General features: G+C 67.5%; 15 protein-coding genes. 8 read left to right on the top strand and 7 right to left on the bottom strand.

Translation table 11 applies throughout. The features are described 5' to 3' along the window. Positions 1–25: 25 nt before the first annotated feature. Positions 26–763, bottom strand: a complete 738-nt coding sequence (locus tag ATCM_RS17000; protein ID WP_132865657.1) for a pteridine reductase — start codon at positions 761–763, stop codon at positions 26–28. Between the two features lie 54 nt (positions 764–817). Here ATCM_RS17000 and ATCM_RS16995 point away from each other — a divergent pair, with 54 nt between their 5' ends. Together ATCM_RS16995 and ATCM_RS16990 are read left to right on the top strand one after the other, a co-directional pair. Next, positions 818–2,002, top strand: coding sequence for a class I SAM-dependent methyltransferase (locus ATCM_RS16995; RefSeq protein WP_132865656.1), 1,185 nt, complete (start codon positions 818–820; stop codon positions 2,000–2,002). Next, a complete protein-coding gene (locus ATCM_RS16990; RefSeq protein ID WP_132865655.1) occupies positions 1,990–2,391 on the top strand; it encodes a VanZ family protein in 402 nt (133 codons plus the stop codon). The genes ATCM_RS16995 and ATCM_RS16990 overlap by 13 nt, the downstream gene beginning before the upstream one ends. A 211-nt stretch (positions 2,392–2,602) precedes the next feature. Here ATCM_RS16990 and ATCM_RS16985 read toward each other — a convergent pair whose 3' ends face one another. From ATCM_RS16985 to ATCM_RS16960, 6 genes are all read right to left on the bottom strand, one after another. After that, positions 2,603–4,936 (bottom strand): family 20 glycosylhydrolase, encoded by a 2,334-nt coding sequence (locus tag ATCM_RS16985; RefSeq protein ID WP_132865654.1) that lies wholly within the window; start codon positions 4,934–4,936, stop codon positions 2,603–2,605. Positions 4,937–5,044: 108 nt separating this feature from the next. Next, the gene (locus ATCM_RS16980; RefSeq protein WP_132865653.1) at positions 5,045–7,846 is read right to left on the bottom strand and encodes a TonB-dependent receptor; all 2,802 of its coding nucleotides are present in this window, start codon (positions 7,844–7,846) and stop codon (positions 5,045–5,047) included. A gap of 35 nt (positions 7,847–7,881) precedes the next feature. Continuing rightward, complete coding sequence (locus ATCM_RS16975) at positions 7,882–8,982, bottom strand: glucokinase (RefSeq protein WP_132865652.1); 1,101 nt, start codon at positions 8,980–8,982, stop codon at positions 7,882–7,884. Positions 8,983–9,373: 391 nt separating this feature from the next. Beyond that, entirely contained in the window at positions 9,374–11,677 is a 2,304-nt protein-coding gene (locus ATCM_RS16970) for a family 20 glycosylhydrolase (RefSeq protein WP_132865651.1), read from the bottom strand. 291 nt (positions 11,678–11,968) lie between these two features. Continuing rightward, complete coding sequence (locus tag ATCM_RS16965; protein ID WP_132865650.1) at positions 11,969–14,641, bottom strand: TonB-dependent receptor; 2,673 nt, start codon at positions 14,639–14,641, stop codon at positions 11,969–11,971. Positions 14,642–14,733: 92 nt separating this feature from the next. Then, positions 14,734–15,756: a glucokinase family protein gene (locus ATCM_RS16960; RefSeq protein ID WP_132865649.1), complete on the bottom strand. Its 1,023-nt coding sequence runs from the start codon at positions 15,754–15,756 to the stop codon at positions 14,734–14,736. Positions 15,757–16,125: 369 nt separating this feature from the next. On the opposite strand from ATCM_RS16960, the gene ATCM_RS16955 reads away from it, so the two are divergent. From ATCM_RS16955 to ATCM_RS16930, 6 genes are all read left to right on the top strand, one after another. Further along, positions 16,126–17,415 carry a sugar MFS transporter gene (locus ATCM_RS16955; protein WP_132865648.1) on the top strand — a complete coding sequence of 430 codons (1,290 nt, stop codon included), beginning with the start codon at positions 16,126–16,128 and terminating at the stop codon, positions 17,413–17,415. A 43-nt stretch (positions 17,416–17,458) separates the two neighbouring features. Beyond that, entirely contained in the window at positions 17,459–18,535 is a 1,077-nt protein-coding gene (locus ATCM_RS16950) for a LacI family DNA-binding transcriptional regulator (protein ID WP_132865647.1), read from the top strand. 6 nt (positions 18,536–18,541) lie between these two features. Next, entirely contained in the window at positions 18,542–19,570 is a 1,029-nt protein-coding gene (locus ATCM_RS16945) for an SIS domain-containing protein (protein ID WP_132865646.1), read from the top strand. Continuing rightward, the gene (gene nagA, locus ATCM_RS16940) at positions 19,570–20,718 is read left to right on the top strand and encodes an N-acetylglucosamine-6-phosphate deacetylase (protein ID WP_132865645.1); all 1,149 of its coding nucleotides are present in this window, start codon (positions 19,570–19,572) and stop codon (positions 20,716–20,718) included. The genes ATCM_RS16945 and nagA overlap by 1 nt, the downstream gene beginning before the upstream one ends. Before the next feature lie 5 nt (positions 20,719–20,723). Further along, positions 20,724–21,791, top strand: coding sequence for a DUF5009 domain-containing protein (locus ATCM_RS16935; protein ID WP_132865644.1), 1,068 nt, complete (start codon positions 20,724–20,726; stop codon positions 21,789–21,791). A 175-nt stretch (positions 21,792–21,966) separates the two neighbouring features. Beyond that, positions 21,967–23,043 (top strand): S41 family peptidase, encoded by a 1,077-nt coding sequence (locus ATCM_RS16930; RefSeq protein ID WP_132865643.1) that lies wholly within the window; start codon positions 21,967–21,969, stop codon positions 23,041–23,043. The last annotated feature ends 76 nt before the right edge of the window (positions 23,044–23,119 follow it).

Here is a 23,119-nt window from a genome sequence, read left to right as displayed (position 1 = left end):
GTTTGCCGCGGCCTTGATCGCTGGCTTACGTCAACGTCCGCCCGCCATCCAGGCGCAACGTCTGGCCGGTGATGTAGCCGGCATCGTCCAGCAGCCAGCGCACCGCCGAGGCGATCTCGTGCGGGGTGCCGATGCGGCCCAGCGGCGTGCGCTCCATCAGCTTCTGCTTGGCCAGCTCGCTCTTGCCTTCCTCCGGCCACAGGATGGCACCCGGGGCCACGGCGTTGACCCGTACGTGCGGTGCCAGTTCCAGCGCCAGCGAGCGGGTGACCATCTCCAGCGCCGCCTTGGCGATGCTGTAGGCGGGGTAGTCGCGCAATGGCTGGGTGGCATGCAGGTCGGTCAGGTTGACGATGGCGCCACGCTGCCGGATCAGGTGCGGGGCGGCCACCTGGGCCAGGAAGAACGGCGCGCGCGCGTTGACCGCCAGCAGCTCGTCCCATTGCGACGGCTGCACCTGGCCGAACGGGGTGGGGAAGAAGTTGGAGGCGTTGTTGACCAGCGCATCGAGCTGGCCGAAATGGCTGACCACCTGTTCGAGCATGTCCGGCAGCGCGGCCGGGTCACGCAGGTCGGCCTCCACCGCCAGCACGCTGCCGGGTCGTTCGCTTTCCAGGTCGAAGGCCAGCGACTGCATCTCTTCGGTGGATGAATGCGCATGCAGGGCGACGCGGTAGCCGTGGGCGTGCAGGTGGCGGGCGATGGCCGCGCCGATGCGGCGCGCGCTGCCGGTGACTAGGGCCACCCGTTGGTAATCTGTCATCTGCATTTTCCTCACTCGGCTATCCTGTGCATTGTCCCTGTAAACGGCCGCACCATGCATTCCGACCTGCCCACGCCCGAACCCGAAGCGCTTGAACACAGCGAGCAGTTGGCCGCGCACCTGCGCGCGGACATCTGCGCCCAGGGTGGCGCGGTGCCGTTCTCGCGGTTCATGGAGCTGGCCCTGTATGCCCCGGGCTGGGGATACTACAGCGCCGGTGCGAGCAAGTTCGGTGCCTCCGGTGACTTCGTTACCTCGCCGGAAATGGGGCCGTTGTTCGCTGCCACCACCGCCAACGTGATCGCCCCGGTGCTGCAGCAGCTCGGGCCGCAGGCGCGGATGCTGGAGTTGGGCGGCGGCAGCGGCGCGTTCGCCGAGATCCTGCTCAAGCGCCTGCTGGAGCTGGACGCGCTGCCGGAGCGCTACGCCATCCTGGAACCCAGCGCGGACCTGCGCGAACGCCAGCGCGAGCGCCTGGAGAAGGCGCTGATCCCGCCGGTGTTCGCCCTGGTGGAATGGCTGGACCGCCCGTTCGACGACGACTGGGACGGCGTGCTGTTCGCCAACGAGGTGATCGACGCGTTGCCGACCCCGCGCTTCCTTGCCAGCGATGGCGAGATCTACGAGGAAACCGTGGAGCTGGACGGCGAGGGCCGCTTCGTGCGCGGTGCCAAGCCGGCCGATGCGCTGACCGCTGCGGCGGTGCGTCACCTGGAGCACTACCTGGAGCGCCCGTTCGCGCACGGCTACCGCTCGGAGGTGTTGCCGCAGCTGCCGTACTGGATCCAGGCGGTGGCCGGTGGCATGCAGCGCGGCGCGATGCTGTTCGTCGATTACGGCTACCCGCGCAGCGAGTTCTACCAGCACGACCGCGACGACGGCACGATCCGCGCCTTCTACCGCCACCGCGTGCACAACGACGTGTTCCTGTGGCCGGGCCTGCAGGACATCACCGCCTCGGTGGACTTCACCGCGTTGGCCGAGGCCGGCACCCATGCCGGCTTCGACCTGGTCGGCTACAGCAACCAGGCCAGCTTCCTGCTCGGCAACGGCATCACCGGCCTGCTTGAAGCGGCGGAGGAGCGCACCGACGACGTGGGCCGCATGCGCCTGCGCGAGGAACTCAAGCGGCTGACCCTGCCGACCGAGATGGGCGAGCGCTTCCAGGTGATGGCCTTCAGCCGCGACGTGGACATGAGTGCCGCGTTCCTGATGGGCGACCTGACGTGGCGGCTGTAAGCCCGATCAAGCCGTTGCGGCATGCGCGGTTCTGGCTGTCGCTGTGGGGGGCGGCGGTGCTGGCGGTGATCGTGGTGTGCCTGATCCCGCCGCCGCCACTGGACCTGCCGCAGAACAGCGACAAGGTCGAGCACTTCCTGGCGTATTTCCTGTTGGCCGCCAGCGCGGTGCAGGTGTTCGCCACCCGTCGCGCCTTGTGGGTGGCGGGCGTGGGGCTGGTGCTGATGGGCGTGGGCATCGAATGGGCGCAGGGCGCGCTGACCGACAACCGGATGGCCGACCCGATCGATGCGCTGGCCAATACCAGTGGCGTGGTGGCGGGCATGCTCATCGCGCTGACGCCGCTGGCGAACCTGCTGTTGCGGCTGCAGCCCCGCCGCGCCTCCTGAGCGCACGCGCGTAGTTGCGGCTGCAACCGAAATTTCCTTTCAAAACAGTGCCTTTCTGCCTTTTGGCACTTACTTCGGCGAGCCCGGGACTGATACCGTCGCCAGGCCATCGGGGCCCTGTCGTGACCCCGTTGGCGCTGCTGCAAAGATGGCGCGGTGCGGGCCGCAGGGTGGAGAGGACCATGCGGGCCGCACCGCGCCTTCCCGGCCACTACTTCGCCGGTTGCAGGCGAACCTGGTCGAGCACCCACATCTGCGGGCGGGTGTCGCCACTGAAGGTCATGCACAGGTCGGTGACCTGTTCCGGCCCGGCGCGCAAGGGTGCCTCCAGCTCGATGAAGCCATCGGCGCCGGCCTCGCGCGGCAGCGGCACCGAAGCCAGCACGCGGCCTTCGCAGCCGGCGCGGACTTCGAACTCGCCATGCGCGGCGACCGGCTTGCGGTAGCCGCGCTTGGCCTCTTCCTCGCGCAGCAGGCCGAAGTTGTAGGGGATGCGCCCGGCGCGCACCTTGAACGCGCGGATGTCCTGCAACTGCGCGTCCTCCCACAACCAGCACGGGTTGAAGATGGTGACGTCGAAGTTGTCCCGCGCGCCCTGCAGCGGGTTGTCGTCTTCCAGCCGCAGCAGCAGGCGGCCGCCCTGCGGGCATTGCGCCAGGGTCTTGTCAGTGCGGGTCAGCAGCGATTCGGCATCCAGGTTCCAGCGGCTGGGTGCATCGGCCACCGGCTTGCCGTTGAAGAACGTCAGCGCCTTCAGCTCGGTGGGCACCGGCAGGGTCAGTGCGCCGGGATAGGCCGCTGACTGCGCGGTGGGCGTGCTGCCATCGGTGGTGTAGCGGATGTCGCGGTAGCTGAGCGGGTTGGACAGCTCGACCGTGACCTTGTTGCCGGCGCGGTCGTCCTGGCGCTTCATCGCCACCGACAGCGCCGTCTGCGCATAGGCGATGTCCAGCGCCTTGTAGCGCTGCAGCTGCGCCGGCAGGCGGGCGAGGAAATCGTCGTAGCTCTTGCGCTCCGGCGCCGTCCAGGCGATTTCCGACAGCGCGGCCATGCGCGGGAACACGTTGTGCTGCAGGCGCTCCCAGGTGCGGGTGTGTTCGGTCCACATGTTGGCCTGCACGCCGAGGATGTGCCTGCGCTGCTCGGCGGTCAGCTGCGCCGGCACCGGGTCGAAGGCGTAGACGCGCTGCATCGAGGTGAACTTGGGGCGCCCCGGCGGTTCGTCGGGCAGGTTGGTCTGCAGGAAGTCCAGGTACAGCGTGTTGCCCGGCGACATCACCACGTCGTGGCCATGCGTGGCGGCCTCGATGCCGCCCTCGATGCCGCGCCAGGACATCACCGTGGCCTGCGGCGGCAGGCCGCCTTCGATGATCTCGTCCCAGCCGATCAGCTTGCGGTCGCGATCCTCCAGGAAGGTTTCCAGCCGCTTGAGCATGTGCGACTGCAGGGCCTCCTCGTCCTTCAGGCCCAGTGCGCGCAGGTGCGCCTGCACCGCCGGCGAGGCCTGCCACTGGTACTTGACCGCTTCGTCGCCACCGATATGGATGTACTGGCCGGGGAACATCTCCAGCACTTCGGCCAGGATGTTCTCCAGGAACTGCAGGGTTTCCTCGCGCGGGTTGAACAGGTAGGGGTTGACGCCCCAGTTGGCCGACGGCTGGGTCGGGCCATCGACCACGCCATGCTCGGGATAGGCGGCGACGGCGGCCTGCGCGTGGCCCGGCACGTCGATCTCGGGCACCACGGTGATGTGGCGCGCGGCGGCGTAGGCGACCACGTCGCGGATCTGCGCCTGCGTGTAGTAGCCACAGTACAGGTGTGGCTTGCCATCAGGCCCGACCCCAGCCTGGCCGGCCGGCGCACGGCAGCTGCCCACTTCGGTGAGCTTCGGGTAGCGCTTGATCTCCATGCGCCAGCCCTGGTCGTCGGTCAGGTGCCAGTGGAAGGTGTTGAGCTTGTGCAGCGCCATGGCATCGAGCAACTGCTTGATCTGCTCGATGCTCTGGAAGTGGCGCGCCGAGTCGAGCATGAAACCACGCCAGGCAAAGCGGGGGGCATCGGTGATGTCCACGGCCGGGACCTGGCCGTCCTGGCCATCACCGCCGCTGAGCAGCTGCACCAGCGTCATCGCGCCATTGAACAACCCCGCGTCGGTGGCGGCGCGGATGCGCACGCCCTGGGCGCCAACCTGCAGGCGATAGCTGCCCTCCACGTTGCCTGCCAGCGACGCATCGTGCTCGAAGCGGATGCCGCGTACCGGCTTGCCGACGCGCGCCGGCTGCAGGTGCAGCGCGCTGGTCTTGCCCAGCAGGGCGATGAACTGTCCGGCGACGGCGCGTGCGCCTTCGCCGTCCACGCTCACCGTGGTGGTGGCATCCACGCGATAGGGAGCGGCGCCGGGCTGTACCTGCTGCGGCAGCGGGATCAGGGGAACGGCGAGCGAGGGCGGTGCGGAGGTGGCGTGGGCGGCGGTCAGGCCGGCGCCCAGCAGCAAGCCGGTGGCCAGCAGGCTGCGGACGTGTGCGCGCGTATGCAGTCGGGTCATGGGAGCTCCAGGTGGACAAGCGTTATCGCAAAAAAAAGCGGGCCTGGAAAACCCAGGCCCGCTGGAGGAGAAAAACAGCGGAAAAACGATGTTGCCAGGGAGAAATGCTTAGAAGTTGAAACGCAGCGAGGCGTTGTAGCGACGGCCGCTCAGGTAGGCACCGCGGGTGAGCTGTTCCACGCCGGAGTAGGAGTGGTATTCCTCATCGAGCAGGTTCATCGCATCCAGGCCGACCGACAGGTTGTCGGTGATCTTGAAGGCCACCGATGCATCCAGCGAGGCGTAGTCCATGGTCCACAGCTGGCGGCCGCCACTGACCTGGGTGAAGTACTTGTCACGCCAGCCGTAGGTGACGCGCGCGCTCCAGGTGTCGTTCTCGAAGAACGGGCTGATGTTGAACTGGTTCTTGGAGTTGAACGGCAGCGGGCGATCGCCGGTGGCTTCACCATCGGAGTAGGTGTAGTTGGCGATCACGCCGAAGCCGTAGCCGAAGTTCTGCTGCCATGCCAGCGAGTAGCCCTTGATCTTCGCATCGCCGGCATTGCGCGGACGGTCCACCATGTAGGTGTCGTCCTTGTTCTGGTTCTGGTTCCAGTGCACTTCCGGGGTCGACTCGGTGAGGATGTAGTCGGCCACGTCGCGGTAGAAGATCGAACCGGCCAGGATGGCGTTGTCGGAGAAGTACCACTCGGCCGAGAAGTCCAGGTTGGTGGACTGGTACGGCTTCAGGGCCGGGTTGCCGCCGCCGCCGGTCAGCGCGGTGTCGGACAGCCACAGGTACGAGGACACGTCGGTGTAGTTCGGACGGGCGATGGTCTTGGCGGCGGAGAAACGCAGCACCAGCTTGTCGGTGGCCTCGTAAGCCAGGTTCAGGTTGGGCAGCACGTTGTTGTACTTGTTCTTCACCACGACCGGGCTGTACGAGGCGGCCAGCTTCTCGGCCGACCAGCCAGCCTGGGTGCAGCCGGCCAGGCCGGTGTTGCACGCGAAGCTGCCCGACTCCAGGTCGGTACGCACGTAGCGCACGCCGATGTTGCCGCGCAGGCGGTCGAAGCTGAAGTCCGCCTGCAGGTAGGCGGCGCCGATGTCTTCGTTGATCGACCAGTTGTTGCGGGCGAACTCCTCGGCGCTGAACTGCGACATCACCGGCATCGTCTGCCAGGGCGCCAGCCAATCACCGCTGGTGATGTAGTCGGCCAGCTTCCAGCCATCGATGGTGAAGCGGTTGCCCAGGTCGCCGTAACCGCTGAAGCCCTTCAGGTAGTTGCCCGGCAGCTTGCGCGGGTCGAAGTCCGAAGCCTTGGCGTCGCCGTAGCCGGCCACCGAGGCCAGGCCGATGCCGCGCTGGATCTGGGTGGTTTCATGCTTGCGCTGCTTGTAGCCGAAGCGCAGCAGGTAGACCGGCGAATCGAGCTTGATGCCGAAGTCGACCTGGCCGTAGGTTTCCTTGTCGGTGGTCGGCTTCTCCACCAGGTTGCCGCCCCAGCCGGTGTTCCAGCTCGGCTGGTTCGGGTCCGCGCCCCAACCGCCGTCCATCTGGAACTGGTCCGGGTTCTGGAACGGGTTGGCGCCGGTGAAGTGCACGCTGCCCGGCTTGCCTGGTGCATCGGCGATGGACCAGGTGTAGTCGGTGCGGGCCAGAAATTCGCCGAACACCTGCTTCGGGCCACCCTCGGCCTTGGTGCGGCCGATGTGGGTGGAGGCGAACCAGCGTTCGTCGTTCCAGTCCAGCTTGATGTCGTAGGTTTCCGAATCGACCTGCGCGCGACGGTTCTGCATGTCGAACACGACCAGGCCGTTCTTGTGGCTGGCGCTGGTGATCAGGCCGTCCTTGACGGTGAGGCCGCTGAGGGTCTTCAGGCTGTTCCAGGTGTTGCCCTGGTGGGTGAACATCGACTGCGCCATGTGGTCGAAATTGGCATCGATCTTCAGTGCGTTGAATTCGATGTTCATCTGCTCGACCGGCTTGAACTGCAGCGCCACCGAGTAGGTCTTGCGCTTGCGCTCCTGCTCGAAGAAGTGGGCGCTGGTGGAGTTCGGGCCGATCGCGTCGGGGTTGGCGTAGACGGTGTCGGCGCAGGCGCCGACGCAGGTGGCCGGCGAGGTCGGCTGCGAGCCGTCCGGGTTCGGCGCCACCGACCAGTCGGTGGGCAGGTTGGTGATCGAGCCGTTGGCACCCCCCACGCCGGCGATGTAATCCTTGGCCCGCACGGTGCCGTAGGACTCGATGCCGTCACGACGGATGCTCTCGTTCGAGGCCTGCGCCGACACGATGAAGCCGAAGTTCTCCGCGGCGTTCTTCCATGCGAAGGCGGCCGAGGCGCTCGGATCGGTCTTCTCGACGCGGTCGTTGCGGCCGTAGCTGACGCGGCCGGAGATGCTGACCTTTTCCGGCATGTCCAGCGGCTTGCGGGTGGAGACGATCACGGTGCCGCCGATCGAGCCTTCGTCGATGCGTGCTTCCGGCGACTTGAACACCTCCACCTTGCCGACCAGTTCCGGCGCCAGCAGCGAGTAGTTGAAGGTACGGGTCGGGAAGTCGGACATGTTCCAGTCGCCCGAGGCGATGGACTGGCCGTTGAGCAGGGTGCGGTTGAGCGCCGGGTCGGTGCCGAGGATGCTGACCTTCTCGCCCTGGCCGTAGGCGCGGTCGATGGTCACGCCGGGGATGATGGTCATCGCTTCGGCGACGTTGGTGGCCGGGAACTTGCCCACGTCCTCGGCGGTGATGACGTCGACGATGGCGTCGGCGTTGCGCTTGGTTTCCAGCGACTGCTGCAGGCTGGCGCGGATGCCGGTGACGACGACGCGGTCAAGGTCGGTGGCGCTCTTGTCCGCTTCCTGCGCGTGCGCGGAGAAGCTCAGACAGGTGACGATGGCGGCGGATAGTACGGACTTGCGGTACCTCATGATGTCTCTCCTCATCATTGATGGATTCCGGCGGCTCAGCCGGCAGTGGCTTGACGTGGACCGATGCAGGGGCGGGATGCGTTCGCGTGCACGGGGACTGCTGCGCTTGGTGGAGTGCAAGGCTCGAGTTCCCTGCGTTCCAGGTACCAACTGGCGGCGCCGATGACGCCCAGTTGCCCGTGCTCGACCAGCCGCACGGGAATGCGTTCCAGCGCCTTGCGCATCGGTCCCTTGTTGAGGAAGCGATCGGCGAAGGTGCTGTTGGCAAGGAAGTGGCCGATGCGCGGGGCGATGCCGCCGGCCAGGTAGATGCCGCCGTGCGGGCCGTACACCAGCGCCATGTCGCCGATGGCCGAGCCGAGCAGGCCGCAGAACAGTTCCAGCGTCTGCACGGCCAGCGGATCGCTGCCTTCGCAGGCGGCGTGGCTGATCGCGTCCGGGGTGGCATGGCGGGGCGACTGGCCGCGCAGGGCGCACAGCGCGCCGTACAGGTTGAGCAGGCCGGGGCCGGACAGGGCCTGCTCGACGGAGACATGCGGACGGCTGCGCAACAGCTGCTGCAGCACCGCGATCTCCAGCTCGGTGGTGGCGGCGAAGGCGGCCTGGCCGGCCTCGGTGGCCAGCACCAGGGAGCGGCCGCCGAAGGGAACCCGCAGCGCCGCGCCCAGGCCGGTGCCGGCGCCGACCACCAGGACCGGGCCCTCGGCCGCCTGGGCCGGGCCGCAGAGCAGGGTGGACTGGTCGTGGTCGATGTGGGCGGTGGCATGGGCCACGGCCTCGAAGTCGTTGACCAGGTGCACGGCCGGCGTGCCGAGCGCGGTACGGATGGCGGTGGTGCACAGCGGCCACGGCAGGTTGGCCGAGATCACCGTGCCATCGGCCAGGGCATGGCCGGCACTGGCGATCACGCAGGCGGACAGCGAGGCAGGGTCGACCGGGAACTGGCGCAGGATCGCGGCCAGGTCATCGTGGTCGGCGCAACGGTACTGGCGATAGTCCTGCACCTGCAGGCGCTGGCCGCCGCTGGCCGGCCAGACCAGGCCCACGCGCACATGGGTGCCGCCGACGTCCGCAGCCAGCAAGGGCCGGGCCGTGGCGGTGGTGTGCTTGGACGCTGCTGGAAGACTGGCAACCACGAAGTTCCCCCGAAGTCCGTGCGGCCCCCTTTGGCGCTACGGCAGGTGGAGTTTCCGTGCTGCGTGACAACGATGTCAAGCTGTGTTGCAAAAAATTTTCATGTGCCGGGCATGACTTTGGTCATCAATAGGCTGATGATTTCAATGGAAATTTAGATTTAATTGCAATGGGTGTCGGCATCTTGCCGCCGGCGAGCGGGTTGAACGGGATGTCTGTGAAATTTTTTGGCAAGCCGTCCCGGGCGTGCGAAGTCCCCTCCGGCGGGGCATGCAGCCGCCCCGCGACAGGCAGGAAGCGGCACGCGGGTTGGTGCGGATGGCCCCTGCGAGGGCCGGAAACGCGGAAGGCCACCGCGAGCGGTGGCCTTCCGGGAGACGACGGCAGGGACGGTCAGCGGGCCGGTTCGAGCCGGATCCAGTCCAGCGTCCACATGTTCGGTCGCGTATCGCCGGTGAAGCGCACGCACAGGTCGCCGCGTGCGGCTGGCGCGGTGATCGGTGCCTCCAGTTCCAGGAAGCCGTCGGCACCGGGTTCGGCGGGCAGTGGCACCGAGGCCAGCGGCGTGCCTTCGCAGTTGGCCAGGATCTCCATCTCGCCGTACCTGCTGTGCGCCGGAGCGAACTTGCGTGCCGGTTCGTCATGGGCCAGCTGGAAGTTGTACGGGATGCGGCCGGCACGCACCTTGATCCTGCTGATGCCGGCCAGGTTCACGTCTTCCCACAACCAGCACGGGTTGAAGATGTTGACGTTGAACACTTCGCGCTCGCCCTCGGCCGGGCCGTCGTCTTCCAGGCGCAGCAGCAGCTTGCCGCCGTTCGGGCACAGGCCCAGCTGGGTGTCCTCGCGCACCCGCAGGGAGTCGGCGGTAAGCGCGAAGTTGCTGGCCGCGGCCAGTGGCAGGTCGTTGAAGAAGGCCGCCGCCTGCACCTGCACGGGAACCTTCAGCTGCAGCGGCTGGCTGTACAGCGGCGAGCGGCTGCTGACCGCGCTGCCATCGAGCGTGTAATGCACGGGGTAGCCCAGCGGATTGTCCAGGGTGACGGTGACGTTGCCGGTGGCAGCATCCCCCTTGTCGCGCAGGTCCACCTGGAACGGTGTCTGCGCGTAGGCGATGTCCATCGCACGGTAGCGCTGCAGCTGGCGCGGCAGGCGCTGGGTGAAGCCACGGAAGTCGCGCTTGTCCTGCGGGCTCCAGCCGGTCTCGGCCACCGCCGCCACGCGCGGGAACAGGTTGTGTTCCAGGTGGCGGTTGTTGCGGGTGTGCTCGACGAACATGTTCGCCTGCAGGCCCAGGATGTGCGAACGCTTGTCGGCGGCCAGTTCGGCGGGCACCGGTTCGAATTCGTAGGCCTTCTGCAGGGGGATCGTGGTCGGGCGGCCCGGCGGCTCGTTCGGCGATTCGGTCTGCAGGTAGTCCATGTACATGTGGGTGACCGGCGACATGATCACGTCGTGGCCTTCGCTGGCTGCCTTCAGGCCGCCCTCGGTGCCACGCCAGGACATCACCGTGGCTTCCGGCGGCAGGCCGCCCTCGAGGATCTCGTCCCAGCCGATCAGGCGGCGGTCGTGCTGCTCCAGGAATTTTTCCAGGCGCTTGATCATGTGGCTCTGCATTTCCATCTCGTCCTTCAGGCCGAGCTGGCGCATGTGCGCCTGCACGCGCGGGGAAGCGATCCACTGGTCCTTGACCGCTTCGTCGCCGCCCACGTGCACGTACTTTGCCGGGAACATGTCGATCACTTCCAGCAGCACGTTCTCCAGGAACTGCATCGTGCTTTCTTCGGTGTTGAACAGGTTGGGGAACACGCCCCACTGGTTGTCGATGACCAGCTTCTGGTCGGTCACGCCCAGCTCCGGGTAGGCGACGATGGCCGCGGTGGCGTGGCCGGGTACATCGATCTCCGGGATCACCTGGATATGCCGCTGCGCGGCGTAGGCGACGATCTCGCGGATCTGCTCCTGCGTGTAGAAACCACAGTAGGTGCGGGGCTGGCCGGTGGCCTCGTTGCGGCCGGCATCACCGAGCGGCACGCGGCAGCTGCCGGTTTCGGTGAGCTTCGGGTAGCGCTTGATCTCCATGCGCCAGCCCTGGTCGTCGGTCAGGTGCCAGTGGAAGGTATTGAGCTTGTGCTGGGCCATCGCATCGAGCAGCTTCTTGATCTCCTCCATGCTCTGGAAGTGGCGGGCCGAGTCGAGCATCAGCCCGCGCCAGACGAAGCGCGGCGCATCGGTGATGGTGGCCGCGGCGACCTCGCCGGGGGTCTGGTCGGTCAGCAGCTGGGCGGCGGTGACGGCGCCGTAGAAAAGGCCGCGGTCATCGCTGGCACTGACGTCGATGCCGGTGTTGGAGGCCTTGAGCGTGTAGGCCTCGGCCGGATTGGTGGCCGAAGGGTCCATGCGGAAGCGGATCTGTGCCTTGTTGGCGTTCTCGGCCACGGCCAGCGTGGGCCCGCCGTTCTGCTTGAGCAGCTCTACGAACTGGGCGGCGACGCGGCGCGAGGCTTCGTCATTGCCGCCGACCCGGGCGGCATGCTTCAGCACGAAGTCCTTGCCGCCGTCGGCCTGGTAACTGGCGGGCAGGGGAATCAGCGACGGTGCGCCGGCGGCGGCGTGGGCCTGCACGGTGGTGAGGCCGAGCAGCATGCAACTGCCGAGCAGGGTTGCGCGACGGCGCGCACGGAGGGACTTCGTCATCGGGGCGGAGCTCCTGTTGTAAGGCGGTGGTGCCGGGCCAGGCCTGGCAGGTGGTGCGGGATTGCGGGCAGTGCAGTGCCGGGTCATGCGCGGCACGACGAAAGCAGGATTGTGCAACGGCAGCGCCGGACCCTGCGCGGAAGGTGCCCAAGGGGACACGTTGCGGGACGCCCACCATCGGCCGGCATGCCGGTGGAGGGGCGTGGCGCACTCCCAACGAAAAACGCCGGGCCCGGAGTGATCCAGGCCCGGCGCGTCACGCTGTCCGGCGATGTTGCGTGCCGGGATGGATCAGAACTTGATGCGGGCGTTCAAGTAGTACTGGCGACCGTTGTTGTAGAACGCAACCGGAATGGCCGAGCTCTGGTAGTACTTGTAGGTCGGGTCGTTGAGGTTCAGCGCATCCAGGCTGAAGCTCAGCCAGTCGGTGGCCTTGTAGTTCAACGAGACCGACACGGTGCCGAACGAATCCTGGTAGTACGGATTCACCGAGGACAGGCCGATCAGGAACGAGGAGCGGTAGGTGTAGCCGACGCGCGCACCGAAGGTGTCGTTCTCGAAGTAGGCACCGACGTTGTAGGTGTCCTTCGAGTTGCCGAGCAGGTTGTTGCTGCCGTCGGCCCAGGTGTGCGAGGTGCTGCCGTCGGAGTAGGTGTAGTTGGCATCGATGCCGAAGTACTCGCCGATCGGCTGCTGGTAAGCCACTTCCAGGCCCTGCACCTGCGCGTCGGCGTTGGTCGGCAGCGAGATCTCGTACTGCTCAAGCTGATTGGTCAGCTCGCTGAACAGCATCTGCTTCTCGGTGCCGTAGGCCACGTAGTCCTTCATGTTCATCGAGAACACGCCGAACGACAGCAGGCCGCGCGGCATGAAGTACCACTCCACGTTGGCGTCGAAGTTGGTGGAGACCACCGGCTTCAGGTTCGGGTTGCCGGCCGAACCGGTCTTGTCCAGGTCCGAGCCGGAGGCCGAAGCACCCAGTGCCGAGTAGTCCGGCAGGGTCTGGGTCTGCGAAGCGGCGACGCGGAACACCAGGTTCTCGGCCAGGTCGAACTTGAAGTTGGCGCTGGGCAGCAGGCGACGGTGGGTGTTGCTGTATGCCAGCGCCTCCCACATGCCGAACAGGCTGCTCACGTCAGCGTTGGCGGCATTGCTGACCGCACGGTAGGAGTCGATGTCCTGGTTCACGCTGACGTAGCGCAGGCCGATGTTGCCGGCCCAGTTGTCGCCGGTGAAGTTGGCCTGGACGTAGGCGGCCAGGTTCTTCTCCTCGACCTTCCATTCCGAGCCGTAGTTGTGGCGGCCGGTCGGGCCGTCGTTGTTGGACAGCCAGGTGGAGTTGTTGGTGATGGCTTCCTTCAGCGCGCCCGGGGTGAAGTACCACAGGTTGCGCGGGAAGTTGCCGCCGATGCCGCTGGCGAAGCCGCTGGGGTAGTTGGCGGTGGCGCCGTTCTGCAGGTCCGACCAGATGTCGCCCGGGCTGGCGCCTTCCGGCGACATGGCTTCACGGCTGTGCTTGGCAAAGCGCAGGCCGAAGTCCAGCGAGCTCAGCACGCCGGTATCCATGTACTGGTTGAAGTCGAGCGTGGCCCACTTTTCCTTGTCCTCGGCCACGATCTGCTGGTTGCCCCAGGTGCCGAAGCTGGTCACGCCGGACGGGCTCAGGTCGCCGCCCAGGCTCCAGTCGGTCGGCGAGCTGTTGCCATGGGTGCTCCAGCTGGCGCCGCCGCCATTGGCCAGGGTGACCTCGGCGATGTACTGGCGGGCGGTCTTGCCTTCGCCCTTGGTGCTGCCGGCCTGGAACCTGGAGGTCAGGCTGTCGTTGATCTGCCAGTCCGCGTCGAAGGTCAGGTAGTTGGTCTTGGCCGACGACTCGCGGTAGATCATGTCGTAGACACCGTAGTTGGTGCCTGCCACGCCTGCGTAGGTGGCGTTGGTGAGCACGCCGTCCTTGACCACGTAACCGGCCTGCGGGGCCTGCGAGTTGGCGAAGTTGCCGCCCCACAGCATGAAGTTGCGGTTGTAGTTGTTGGCGTCGAGCTTGGAGCTGAAGCCGCTCACGCCCAGGGTCAGGTCATCGTTGGGCTTGAACTGGATCTCGACCAGGCCGCCCTTGCGCTCGCGGGTTTGTTCGAACAGCGTGGAGCCGAGCAGGCTCGGGGCCCACACATCGAGCAGGTCCGGATTGCTCTGGCCCAGGGCGTTGACCGTGCCATCGGCATTGCGGCCCATCTTGAACCAGCCACCCGGGAACTCCTGGGCTTCGCGGCGCAGCTCGCGCTTCTGGCTGAAGCCCTGCACCATCACGCCGAAGGTGCCGTCTTCGTTCTTGTAGTTGAACAGGGCCGACAGCTGCGGGTCGGTCGATTCGGCCTGGTCCGAGCGCACTGCGCCGATCGATGCTTCGGCGGTGAACTGCTTGGCGAACTGCAGCGGCTTGCGGGTGATGATGTTGACGGTGCCGGTGGTGCCACCGTCCATCAGCTTGGCCTGCGAGGACTTGTTCACTTCCACCGAGCTGACCAGCTCCGACGGCAGCAGCGAGTAGCTGACGCTGCGGCCGACGTTGCCGGCCTGGGACAGCACGAACCAGTCGGCCGAGCCGACGGTGTGGCCGTTGATCAGGGTCTGGGTCAGGCTCGGGCTGGTGCCGCGCAGGCTGACGCGGTCGGCTTCGTCGAAGCCGCCTTCGTCGGCGCTGGAGGAGCTGATGTTCACGCCCGGCAGGCGCTGCAGGGTGTCGGCGACGTTGTGCGCCGGCAGCTTGCCGACGTCTTCTGCGGTCACCACTTCAACGCGGGCATTGGCTTCGCGCTTGGTGTCCAGCGACTTTTCCATCGAGCCGCGGATGCCGGTGACGACCACGGTGTCCAGGTCGGTGGCGGTGGGGGCGGCTTCCTGCGCGTGGGCACTGAAAGCAAGGCAGCTGACGATCGCTGCCGAAAGCAGGGTCTTGCGATGCATGTTGTCTCTCCTCAACATCAGATTGGATGGCACCGGGGTGCCGCGTTACTGCTGGGTATTGCTGGTGGATCTGTTGCTTATGCTGCGAAGGCTCAGGTGGCCGACTTTTCCAGATACCAACTGGCCGCGCCGATCACGCCCAGTTGCCCGTGCTCTACCAGCTTCACGGGAATGCTTTGCAGCGCCTTGCCCATCGGCCCCTTGTTGAGGAAGCGTTCGACGAAGGCGCTGTTCAAGAGGAACTGACTGATCTTCGGCAGGATCCCGCCCGCCAGATAGATGCCGCCCTGCACGCCATAGAGCAGGGCCATGTCGCCGGTGGTGGAGCCGAGGATCCCGCAGAACAGTTCCAGGGTTTCCACCGCCAGCGGGTCACTGCCGTCGCAGGCCGCGGCGCTGACCGCGTCCGGCGTGGCATGCGTGGGGGCGACGCCGCGCACCGCGCACAGGGCGGTGTAGAGGTTGAGCAGGCCCGGGCCGGACAACGCACCGTGCTCGATGGAGACGTGGCTGCGGCCACGCAGCATCTGCTGCAGCACCGCCATCTCCAGCTCGGTGCTGGCGGCCAGCGAGGCCTGGCCGGCCTCGGTGGCCAACACCACCGAGCGGTTGCCGACCGGGATCCACACCGCCGCGCCCAGGCCGGTGCCGGGGCCGACCACCAGGGTCGGGCCGCGCGGGGCCTCGGCCGGGCCGGTCAGCTGCAGCACCTGGCTGCCGTTGATGTGCGCGGCGGCATGGGCGACGGCTTCGAAGTCGTTGACCAGATGGACGGCGTCGAAGCCGAGGTCCTCGCGGATGCGGTTGGACGACAGCGGCCAGGGCAGGTTGGCGGAGATCACGGTGCCATCGGGCAGCGCGTAGCCGGCGGTGGCGATGACGCACTCGGCGACCGGCGGCTGGCTGCTGGCGAAGTCGGCCAGGATCGCGCCCAGCCCGGGGTAATCGGCGTTGCGGTACTTGCGGTAGGACAGCACCTCCACGGCCGGGCCCAGCCCGCTGCCGGCCTGGATCAGGCCCACGCGGACGTGGGTGCCGCCGACGTCGGCCGCGAAGAAGGGCCGGGGCGCGAGCGCAGGGCGGGTGCTCTGTAGCGGGGGGGCGACTGCAGTCACTCGGTTTCCCTATGGCATGGGAGCGCCCGTCGGGGGCGCCGTTCGGGGGCCGAGTCTGTAATCGTTCTGACAACGATGTCAACGAGTAATTACAACTTTCGATGCTGCGCCGCAGCGCGATTGCGCAAACCTCGCGGGAAAGCGATTTTCCGCCGTCCCCGGCGATGGCATGCCGACGTATAGGGGTTTTGCGAGGGAAAGCCTGATCCCTCCGGCGTTCGCGCCGATTGCTCTCAAATGCAAGTATCGGCCGGGCGATCACGCGTTGTTGACAAATCCGTCAGCAGCAAACCATAAATGTGACAACGTTGTTCCCACGTCTTCCCGAGCGGCCCCGATCCGTATCCCGCATTCGCAGGAGCCTTGCCCATGTCTGCTGTTCCCGCCTATCCGCCGCGCACCAGTACGTTGTCGTCCATCGCCATCGTCGGCGTGCTGTTCTTCATCATCGGCTTCTGTACCTGGATCAACGGGCCGCTGATCACCTTCGTGCGGCTGGCCTTCGACGTCAGCGAGGTCTCGGCCTTCCTCGTGCTGATGGTGTTCTACCTGTCCTACTTCTTCCTGGCCCTGCCGGCCTCGTTCATCCTCAACCGCACCGGCATGAAGAAGGGCCTGGCGCTGAGCCTGGCGGTGATGGCGGTCGGTGCGATGGCCTTCGGCGAGTTCGCCACCCGCCGCTGGTTCGGCGGCGCGCTGGGCGGGCTGTTCGTGATCGGTGGCGGCATGGCGCTGCTGCAGACCGCGGTCAACCCGTACATCAGCATCCTCGGCCCGATCGAGGGGGCGGCCCAGCGCATCGCGCTGATGGGCATCTGCAACAAGATCGCCGGCATCCTCGCGCCGGTGGTGATCGGCTCGCTGGTGCTGCACGGCATCGGTGACCTGGAAGCCCAGGTGCAGGCGGCCGACGCGGCCACCAAGACCGAACTGCTGAATGCCTTCGCCGCCAAGATCCACACCCCGTACATGGCCATCGCCGGCGTGCTGCTGCTGGTCGCCGTGGGCGTGCTGTTCTCGCCGCTGCCGGAAGTGAAGCCGGACCAGGCCAATGCCGCCGCCAATGATGGCAAGGCCGCCCGGCGCAGCATCTTCCAGTTCCCGCACCTGTGGCTGGGCGTGCTGTGCCTGTTCGTGTACGTCGGCGTGGAAGTGATGGCCGGCGACGCGATCGGCACCTACGGCAATGCCTTCGGCCTGCCGCTGGACCAGACCAAGCTGTTCACGTCCTACACCCTGTTCGCGATGCTGGTCGGCTACGTGGCCGGGCTGGTGCTGATCCCGCGCTTCATCTCGCAGGAGAAGTACCTGGCGGTGTCGGCGGTGCTGGGCGTGGTGTTCACCCTGGGCGCCTACTTCACCCATGGCTATGTCTCGGTGGGGTTCGTCGCCGCGCTGGGTTTCGCCAACGCCATGATGTGGCCGGCGATCTTCCCGCTGGCCATCCGCGGCCTGGGCCGCTTCACCCAGACCGGCTCGGCCCTGCTGGTGATGGGCATCGCCGGCGGCGCGATCATCCCGCAGGCCTTCGCCCTGCTCAAGCATGCGTACCCGGAACACTTCCAGCTGGTGTTCGCCGCGCTGATGGTCCCGTGCTACCTGTACATCCTGTTCTTCGGCACCCTGGGCCACAACGCGGGCAGGGCGCGTGGCGCGTGAATCAAGCATCATGGCGACCATCGAGCCAACGCGGGAACCGGTAATGCGCAGACCCACCATCAAGGACGTCGCCGAGCGGGCAAAGGTCTCCCTGAAGACCGTGTCGCGGGTGATCAACAACGAACCCTCGGTGATGCAGGCCACCCGGGCACGGGTGCTGCGGGCCGTGGCCGAGCTGGACTACGAGCCGGACCCGTCCGCACGCAACCTGCGCAGCAACACCACCTTCGTGATCGGGCTGGTCTACGACAACCCGAACCCGTACCACATCATCGGCGTGCAGAACGGCGTGCTCTCGGCCTGCCGTGAAACCGGCTTCGGGCTGCAGATCCACCCCTGCGATTCCACCTCGCCGATGCTGGCCGAGGAGCTGGCCGACTGGGTGCAGCGCTCGCGCCTGGCCGGGCTGGTGCTGACCGCGCCGATGTCCGAGCGGCCGGAGCTGGTCGCCGCGTTGAACGCGCGCGGGATCAAGAACGTGCGCATCATCGCCGCCACCGAGGACCCGGGCGATGGCCCGTGCGTGTTCGTCGACGACCGCGACGCCGCCTACGAGATTACCGAGCATCTGATCCAACTGGGCCACCAGCGCATCGGCTTCCTGTGGGGCGGTACCTCGCACCACTCCAGCGGCGAGCGCTACGCCGGCTACGAGGCCGCGTTGAAGGACTACGGCATCCCGCTGGACAAGCACCTGGTGATCCCGGGTGACTACACCTTCGACGATGGTTTCCGGGGGGCACGCCGCCTGCTGGCGCTGCGCGAGCCGCCCACGGCCATCTTCGGCTCCAACGACGAGATCGCCGCCGGCGTGCTGGCCGCGGCCAATTCGGCCGGGCTCAACGTGCCGTACGACCTGTCCATCGCCGGCTTCGAGGACAGCCCGTTCTCGCGCCAGTCGTGGCCGGCGCTGACCACCGCCAAGCAGGCCACCGGCGACATCGCCCGGCATGCCGCGCGGCTGCTGATCAGCCAGTTGCGCACCGATGCCTATGACGACGCCCCGGTGCAGCTGCACAACCAGGGCTTCGTGCCGCAGCTGGTGGTGCGCGGTTCCACCGCACCGTTGCGGCAGCAGCCGGCGCGGCCTCCCTCATCCCCCCCCGACCTTTCCGAGTAACGATCCATGGCACTGCCGAGTGAGACGCAAACCCTGATGTTCAACGAGGCCGCGCAAAGCGCCTCGGTCATCGCCGCCCAGTTCGCGCGCAACCGCGAGGTGGTCCAGGCACTGGCCAACGACCTGCGGCAGAACCCGCCGCCGTTCGTGGTCACCTGCGCACGCGGCAGTTCCGATCACGCGGCAACCTACGGCAAGTACCTGTTCGAGACCCAGCTGGGCCTGGTGACGGCCTCGGCGTCGCCGTCGGTGGGCTCGGTCTACGAAGCGCCGCTGCAGGTGCGCGGCGCGCTGTACATCGTGATTTCGCAGTCGGGCAAGAGCCCGGACCTGCTGCGCAACACCGAGGCCGCCAAGGCCGGCGGCGCGCGCGTGGTGGCGCTGGTCAACGTCGAGGATTCGCCGCTGGCGCAGCTGGCCGACACGGTGATCCCGCTGGGCGCCGGTGCCGAGCGCAGCGTCGCGGCGACCAAGAGCTACCTGGCCTCGCTGGCCGCGATCCTGCAGCTCGGCGCTTACTGGAAGAACGATCCGGCGCTGATCGCTTCGCTCGACGCCCTGCCGGCCGCCATGTCCCAGGCCTGGGAATGCGACTGGACCGCGCTGACCGATGGCCTGGTCGATGCCCACAACCTGTTCGTGCTGGGCCGCGGCCCGGGCCTGGCCGCCGCGCAGGAGGCCGCGCTCAAGTTCAAGGAAACCTGTGGCCTGCACGCCGAGGGCTACAGCTCGGCGGAAGTGAAGCACGGCCCGATGGCGCTGGTCGGCCGCGACTTCCCGGTGCTGGCCTTCGCCCAGCCGGATGAAACCGGCAGTGGCACCCGCGCCGTGGCCGAGGAGTTCGCCGCGCGTGGCGCGCAGGTGTGGCTGGCCGGCGAAGGCGGCAGCCTGCCGACCGTGGTCGCGCCGCACCCGCTGTGCGCGCCGCTGCTCACCATCCAGAGCTTTTACCGGGCCATCAACGCGCTGGCCCTGCGCCGTGGCCACAATCCGGATTTGCCGCCGCACCTGAACAAGGTCACGGAAACGGTCTGATGAACACCGTACTGCGCAACGGCCGGATCCTTGCCGGCGAGGACTTCCGCGACGACGTCGCGGTGGTGGTGGAGGACGGCCGCATCGTCGCGGTGCTCGCCGATGACGACGCGTCGCTGCAGGCGGCCGATGTCCAGGTCGATCTGGGCGGTGGCTGGCTGATGCCGGGCTTCATCGACGTGCAGGTCAACGGCGGCGGTGGCGCGCTGTTCAACAACCAGACCGACGTCGATGCGCTGCGCACGATGATGTCCGGCCACCGCCGGTTCGGCACCACCGGCATGCTGCCGACGCTGATCAGCGACGACGCCGAGGTGATGGCGCGCGCGGTGCAGGCCACCCGCGACGCCATCGCCGCCAAGGTGCCCGGCGTGCTTGGCATCCACCTGGAAGGCCCGTACATCGCGCCGGCCCGCAAGGGCACGCACGATGCCGGCAAGTTCCGCGTGCCCGATGCCGATGAAGTGCGCATGGCCACCGCGCTGGACAACGGCGTCACCCTGATCACGCTGGCACCCGAGCGCGTGCCGGTGGAAACCATCCGCCAGATGGTCGCCAACGGCGCCATCGTCGCGGCCGGCCACACCGCGGCGACCTACGAGGAAATCCGCGCCGGGCTGGATGCCGGTGTCAGCGGCTTCACCCACCTGTACAACGCGATGTCACCGTTGCAGGGGCGTGACCCCGGCACCGTCGGTGCCGCGCTGGAGGACCCCCACAGCTGGTGTGGCGTGATCGTCGACGGCGTGCATGTGCACCCGGCCAGCCTGCGCGTGGCCTTGGCGGCCAAGCCGCGCGGCAAGGTGTTCCTGGTGACCGATGCGATGCCGATGGTCGGCTCGGACAGCCCGGCCTTCGAGCTGTACGGGGAGGTGATCACCGCCGTCGATGGCGTGGTGCGCAATGCCGCCGGCTCGCTGGCGGGCTCGGCATTGGACATGGCCACGGCCGTGCGCAACACCGTGCAGTTGCTGGGCCTGCCGCTGGCAGAAGCCTCGCGCATGGCTTCGACCTACCCGGCCCGGTTCATTGGCCTGGGCGAGCGGTACGGGCATATCGCCGGCGGCTACGCGGCGGACTTCGTGTTGCTGGATGAGGCCCTGCAGGTGCGGGCCACCTGGATTGCCGGTCAACCCGAACAGGCCTGATCGCCATGAGCAAACCCCTGCGTTATGCCTCGGTGGACGCCCTGCGTGGCCTCACCGTGGCCGCGATGCTGCTGGTCAACAACCCCGGCAGCTGGGGGCATGTGTTCGCGCCGCTGCTGCATTCGGAGTGGAACGGCTGCACGCCGACCGACCTGGTGTTCCCGTTCTTCCTGGTGATCGTCGGCGTGTCGATCGCGCTGGGCGTGGTGCCACGGGTGGAGCAGGGCGCCGACCGCGCGGCGCTGAGCCGCACGGTGCTGGTGCGCGCACTGCGCATCCTTGGCCTGGGCCTGCTGCTGCACCTGCTGGCCTGGTGGTGGCTGGACCTGGCCCACTACCGGCCGTGGGGCGTGCTGCAGCGGATCGGCATCTGTTTCGCGGTGGCGGGCATGGCCGCGATCTGGCTGCGACCGCGCGCCCAGTGGCTGTGCCTGTTCAGCCTGCTGGCGGGCTACGCGCTGTTGCTGGCCGCGGGCGGTTCATTGGCGCCCTGGCTCAACCTGCCCAGCCGCGTGGACACCGCGCTGTTCGGTTCGCTGCTGTACCAATACGACCCGGTCACCGGCCACGGCCACGATCCGGAAGGCCTGCTGTCGACATTGGGCGCACTGGCATCGACGCTGATCGGCCTGCAGGCCGGTGCATTGCTGCGTACACGCCCCGCGCGCCTGCTGCCGGGTGCGGGCGTGCTGTTGGCGCTGGGCGCGGTGTGGTCGATGTGGCTGCCGTTCAACAAGAACCTGTGGACACCCCCCTACGTGCTGTGGACCGCGGGCTGGGCGTTCGCGGCCTTGTGGCTGGCGCACGTGCTGATCGATATCCGCCATTGGCCTGCGCTGGGCCGACGCTTCGGCGTCAACGCGATCACCGCCTACGCCGGCTCCTCGGCGATGGTGCTGGCGATGATGGCCACCGGCAGCTGGGGCTGGCTGTACACGCACGTATTCGAGCGCTGGATCACGCCGCTGGCCGGCGCGCAGGGCGCGTCGCTGGCGATGGCATTGGTGTTCGTCGCGCTGTGGTGGCTGCCGATGGCATGGATGGACCGGCGGAAGATCTATCTGAAGATCTGAGCGATGGCATTGCCTGGGTACTCCCGATCATTCAGGGACTACCGCGGGTGATGGGATGGCGCGCGTCACAGCTTGGCGCGTCGCCGCCGCCGCTGGGCATTTTTCCCATGGGCGGCTTGCCGGACACCTGCCGGGCTCCTAGGCTTGGCCGAGGCTTGATCCAGGGAGCGGGGCAATGCGGAAGATGATCAAGGAAGCAGCGTTGGTTGCGCTGGTCGGCACGATGGTGGCGGGCGGGGCAATGGCGCAGGCCCCCACGCCTGCCGCGCAGCAACAGATGCTGGGATTGCTGGAGCGTGGCGCGTTGTATCGGGACAAGGTCGATTGGGCCAAGCTGCGCGCGGATCTGGCAGCGACCTCGGACCCCAGTCGCCAGGAGGACTTGCTGGCCGATGCGATCAGGCGTTCCTCCGCGGGGCATGGCAAGTGGATATCGGTGGAGCGGCAGGCTGCGATGAGGACGCCGCAGGGCAGTACCACTGACGCGACGAAGAGCGCGTCCGCAGCACTGCCGGCGGCAGCGGCGCAGATGCAGAACCCCCGATTGGGCCGGGTCAACGTTGGCCCCTACGCTACCGATCGCTCCCTTCCACGGGCCGACCGGTTCGCCCGTGATCGCCAATGGGCGCAGGGCCTGCAGGCGGAGATCCGCTCGCAGGACGATGGCAGCCGTTGTGGCTGGATCGTCGATCTGCGCGGTAACACGGGCGGCAACATGTGGCCGATGCTGCTCGGCGTTGGTCCGCTGTTGCACGGCGGCGGCGATCCCGGGCAGCAGGTTGGCACGTTTGATACCGGTGACGGCCTGCAGGCCTGGGGCTATCGAAACGATGCGGTCTGGAACGATGACCAGGTGCGTATCAGCCTGGGCGCAAGCGCCTATGTGCTCAAGCATCCGGATGCGCCGGTAGCGGTGCTGCAGTCCGGGCGCACCGCCAGTTCCGGGGAAGCGATCGTGCTGGCATTCCGTGGCCGCCCGGACACTCGCAGTTTCGGGCATCCCACGGCCGGCTATTCAACCGGCAACAGTCCGGTGCAACTGGTCGATGGCAGCCTGCTGCTGCTCACCGGCTCGGTGATGAAGGACCGCAACAGCGTGGGCGATGGCTCGCGCATCCCGCCGGATGTGGCGGCGGCCGATGATGCCGAGACCTTGCGGTTGGCCGAGCATTGGTTGTTGCAGCAGCCGGCATGCAGGGAGAAGCCAGCCGTTGCGGTGGCGGTGCAGCCACACGGCAACGGCTCGCATTGAGCTCGTCCGTCGCGGTCCGACAGCTTGCAGGCAGTGCCGCTGCGTCCACGATTCTTCTTCGCATTGGCGGGCACCG

Source organism: Stenotrophomonas sp. ATCM1_4 (assembly GCF_004348115.1).
GTDB lineage: Bacteria > Pseudomonadota > Gammaproteobacteria > Xanthomonadales > Xanthomonadaceae > Stenotrophomonas > Stenotrophomonas capsici.
The sequence above is the reverse complement of the archived record's forward strand: the minus strand, read 5'-3'. Positions and strand labels throughout refer to the sequence as shown.

Coding starts and splice junctions, on each gene's coding strand:
- ATCM_RS16985 (WP_132865654.1), bottom strand. CDS start 4,936: ATGACCCGACTGCATACGCGCGCACACGTCCGCAGCCTGCTGGCCACC.
- ATCM_RS16965 (WP_132865650.1), bottom strand. CDS start 14,641: ATGCATCGCAAGACCCTGCTTTCGGCAGCGATCGTCAGCTGCCTTGCT.
- nagA (WP_132865645.1), top strand. CDS start 19,570: ATGAACACCGTACTGCGCAACGGCCGGATCCTTGCCGGCGAGGACTTC.
- ATCM_RS17000 (WP_132865657.1), bottom strand. CDS start 763: ATGACAGATTACCAACGGGTGGCCCTAGTCACCGGCAGCGCGCGCCGC.
- ATCM_RS16950 (WP_132865647.1), top strand. CDS start 17,459: ATGCGCAGACCCACCATCAAGGACGTCGCCGAGCGGGCAAAGGTCTCC.
- ATCM_RS16930 (WP_132865643.1), top strand. CDS start 21,967: ATGCGGAAGATGATCAAGGAAGCAGCGTTGGTTGCGCTGGTCGGCACG.
- ATCM_RS16970 (WP_132865651.1), bottom strand. CDS start 11,677: ATGACGAAGTCCCTCCGTGCGCGCCGTCGCGCAACCCTGCTCGGCAGT.
- ATCM_RS16935 (WP_132865644.1), top strand. CDS start 20,724: ATGAGCAAACCCCTGCGTTATGCCTCGGTGGACGCCCTGCGTGGCCTC.
- ATCM_RS16980 (WP_132865653.1), bottom strand. CDS start 7,846: ATGAGGTACCGCAAGTCCGTACTATCCGCCGCCATCGTCACCTGTCTG.
- ATCM_RS16995 (WP_132865656.1), top strand. CDS start 818: ATGCATTCCGACCTGCCCACGCCCGAACCCGAAGCGCTTGAACACAGC.
- ATCM_RS16945 (WP_132865646.1), top strand. CDS start 18,542: ATGGCACTGCCGAGTGAGACGCAAACCCTGATGTTCAACGAGGCCGCG.
- ATCM_RS16955 (WP_132865648.1), top strand. CDS start 16,126: ATGTCTGCTGTTCCCGCCTATCCGCCGCGCACCAGTACGTTGTCGTCC.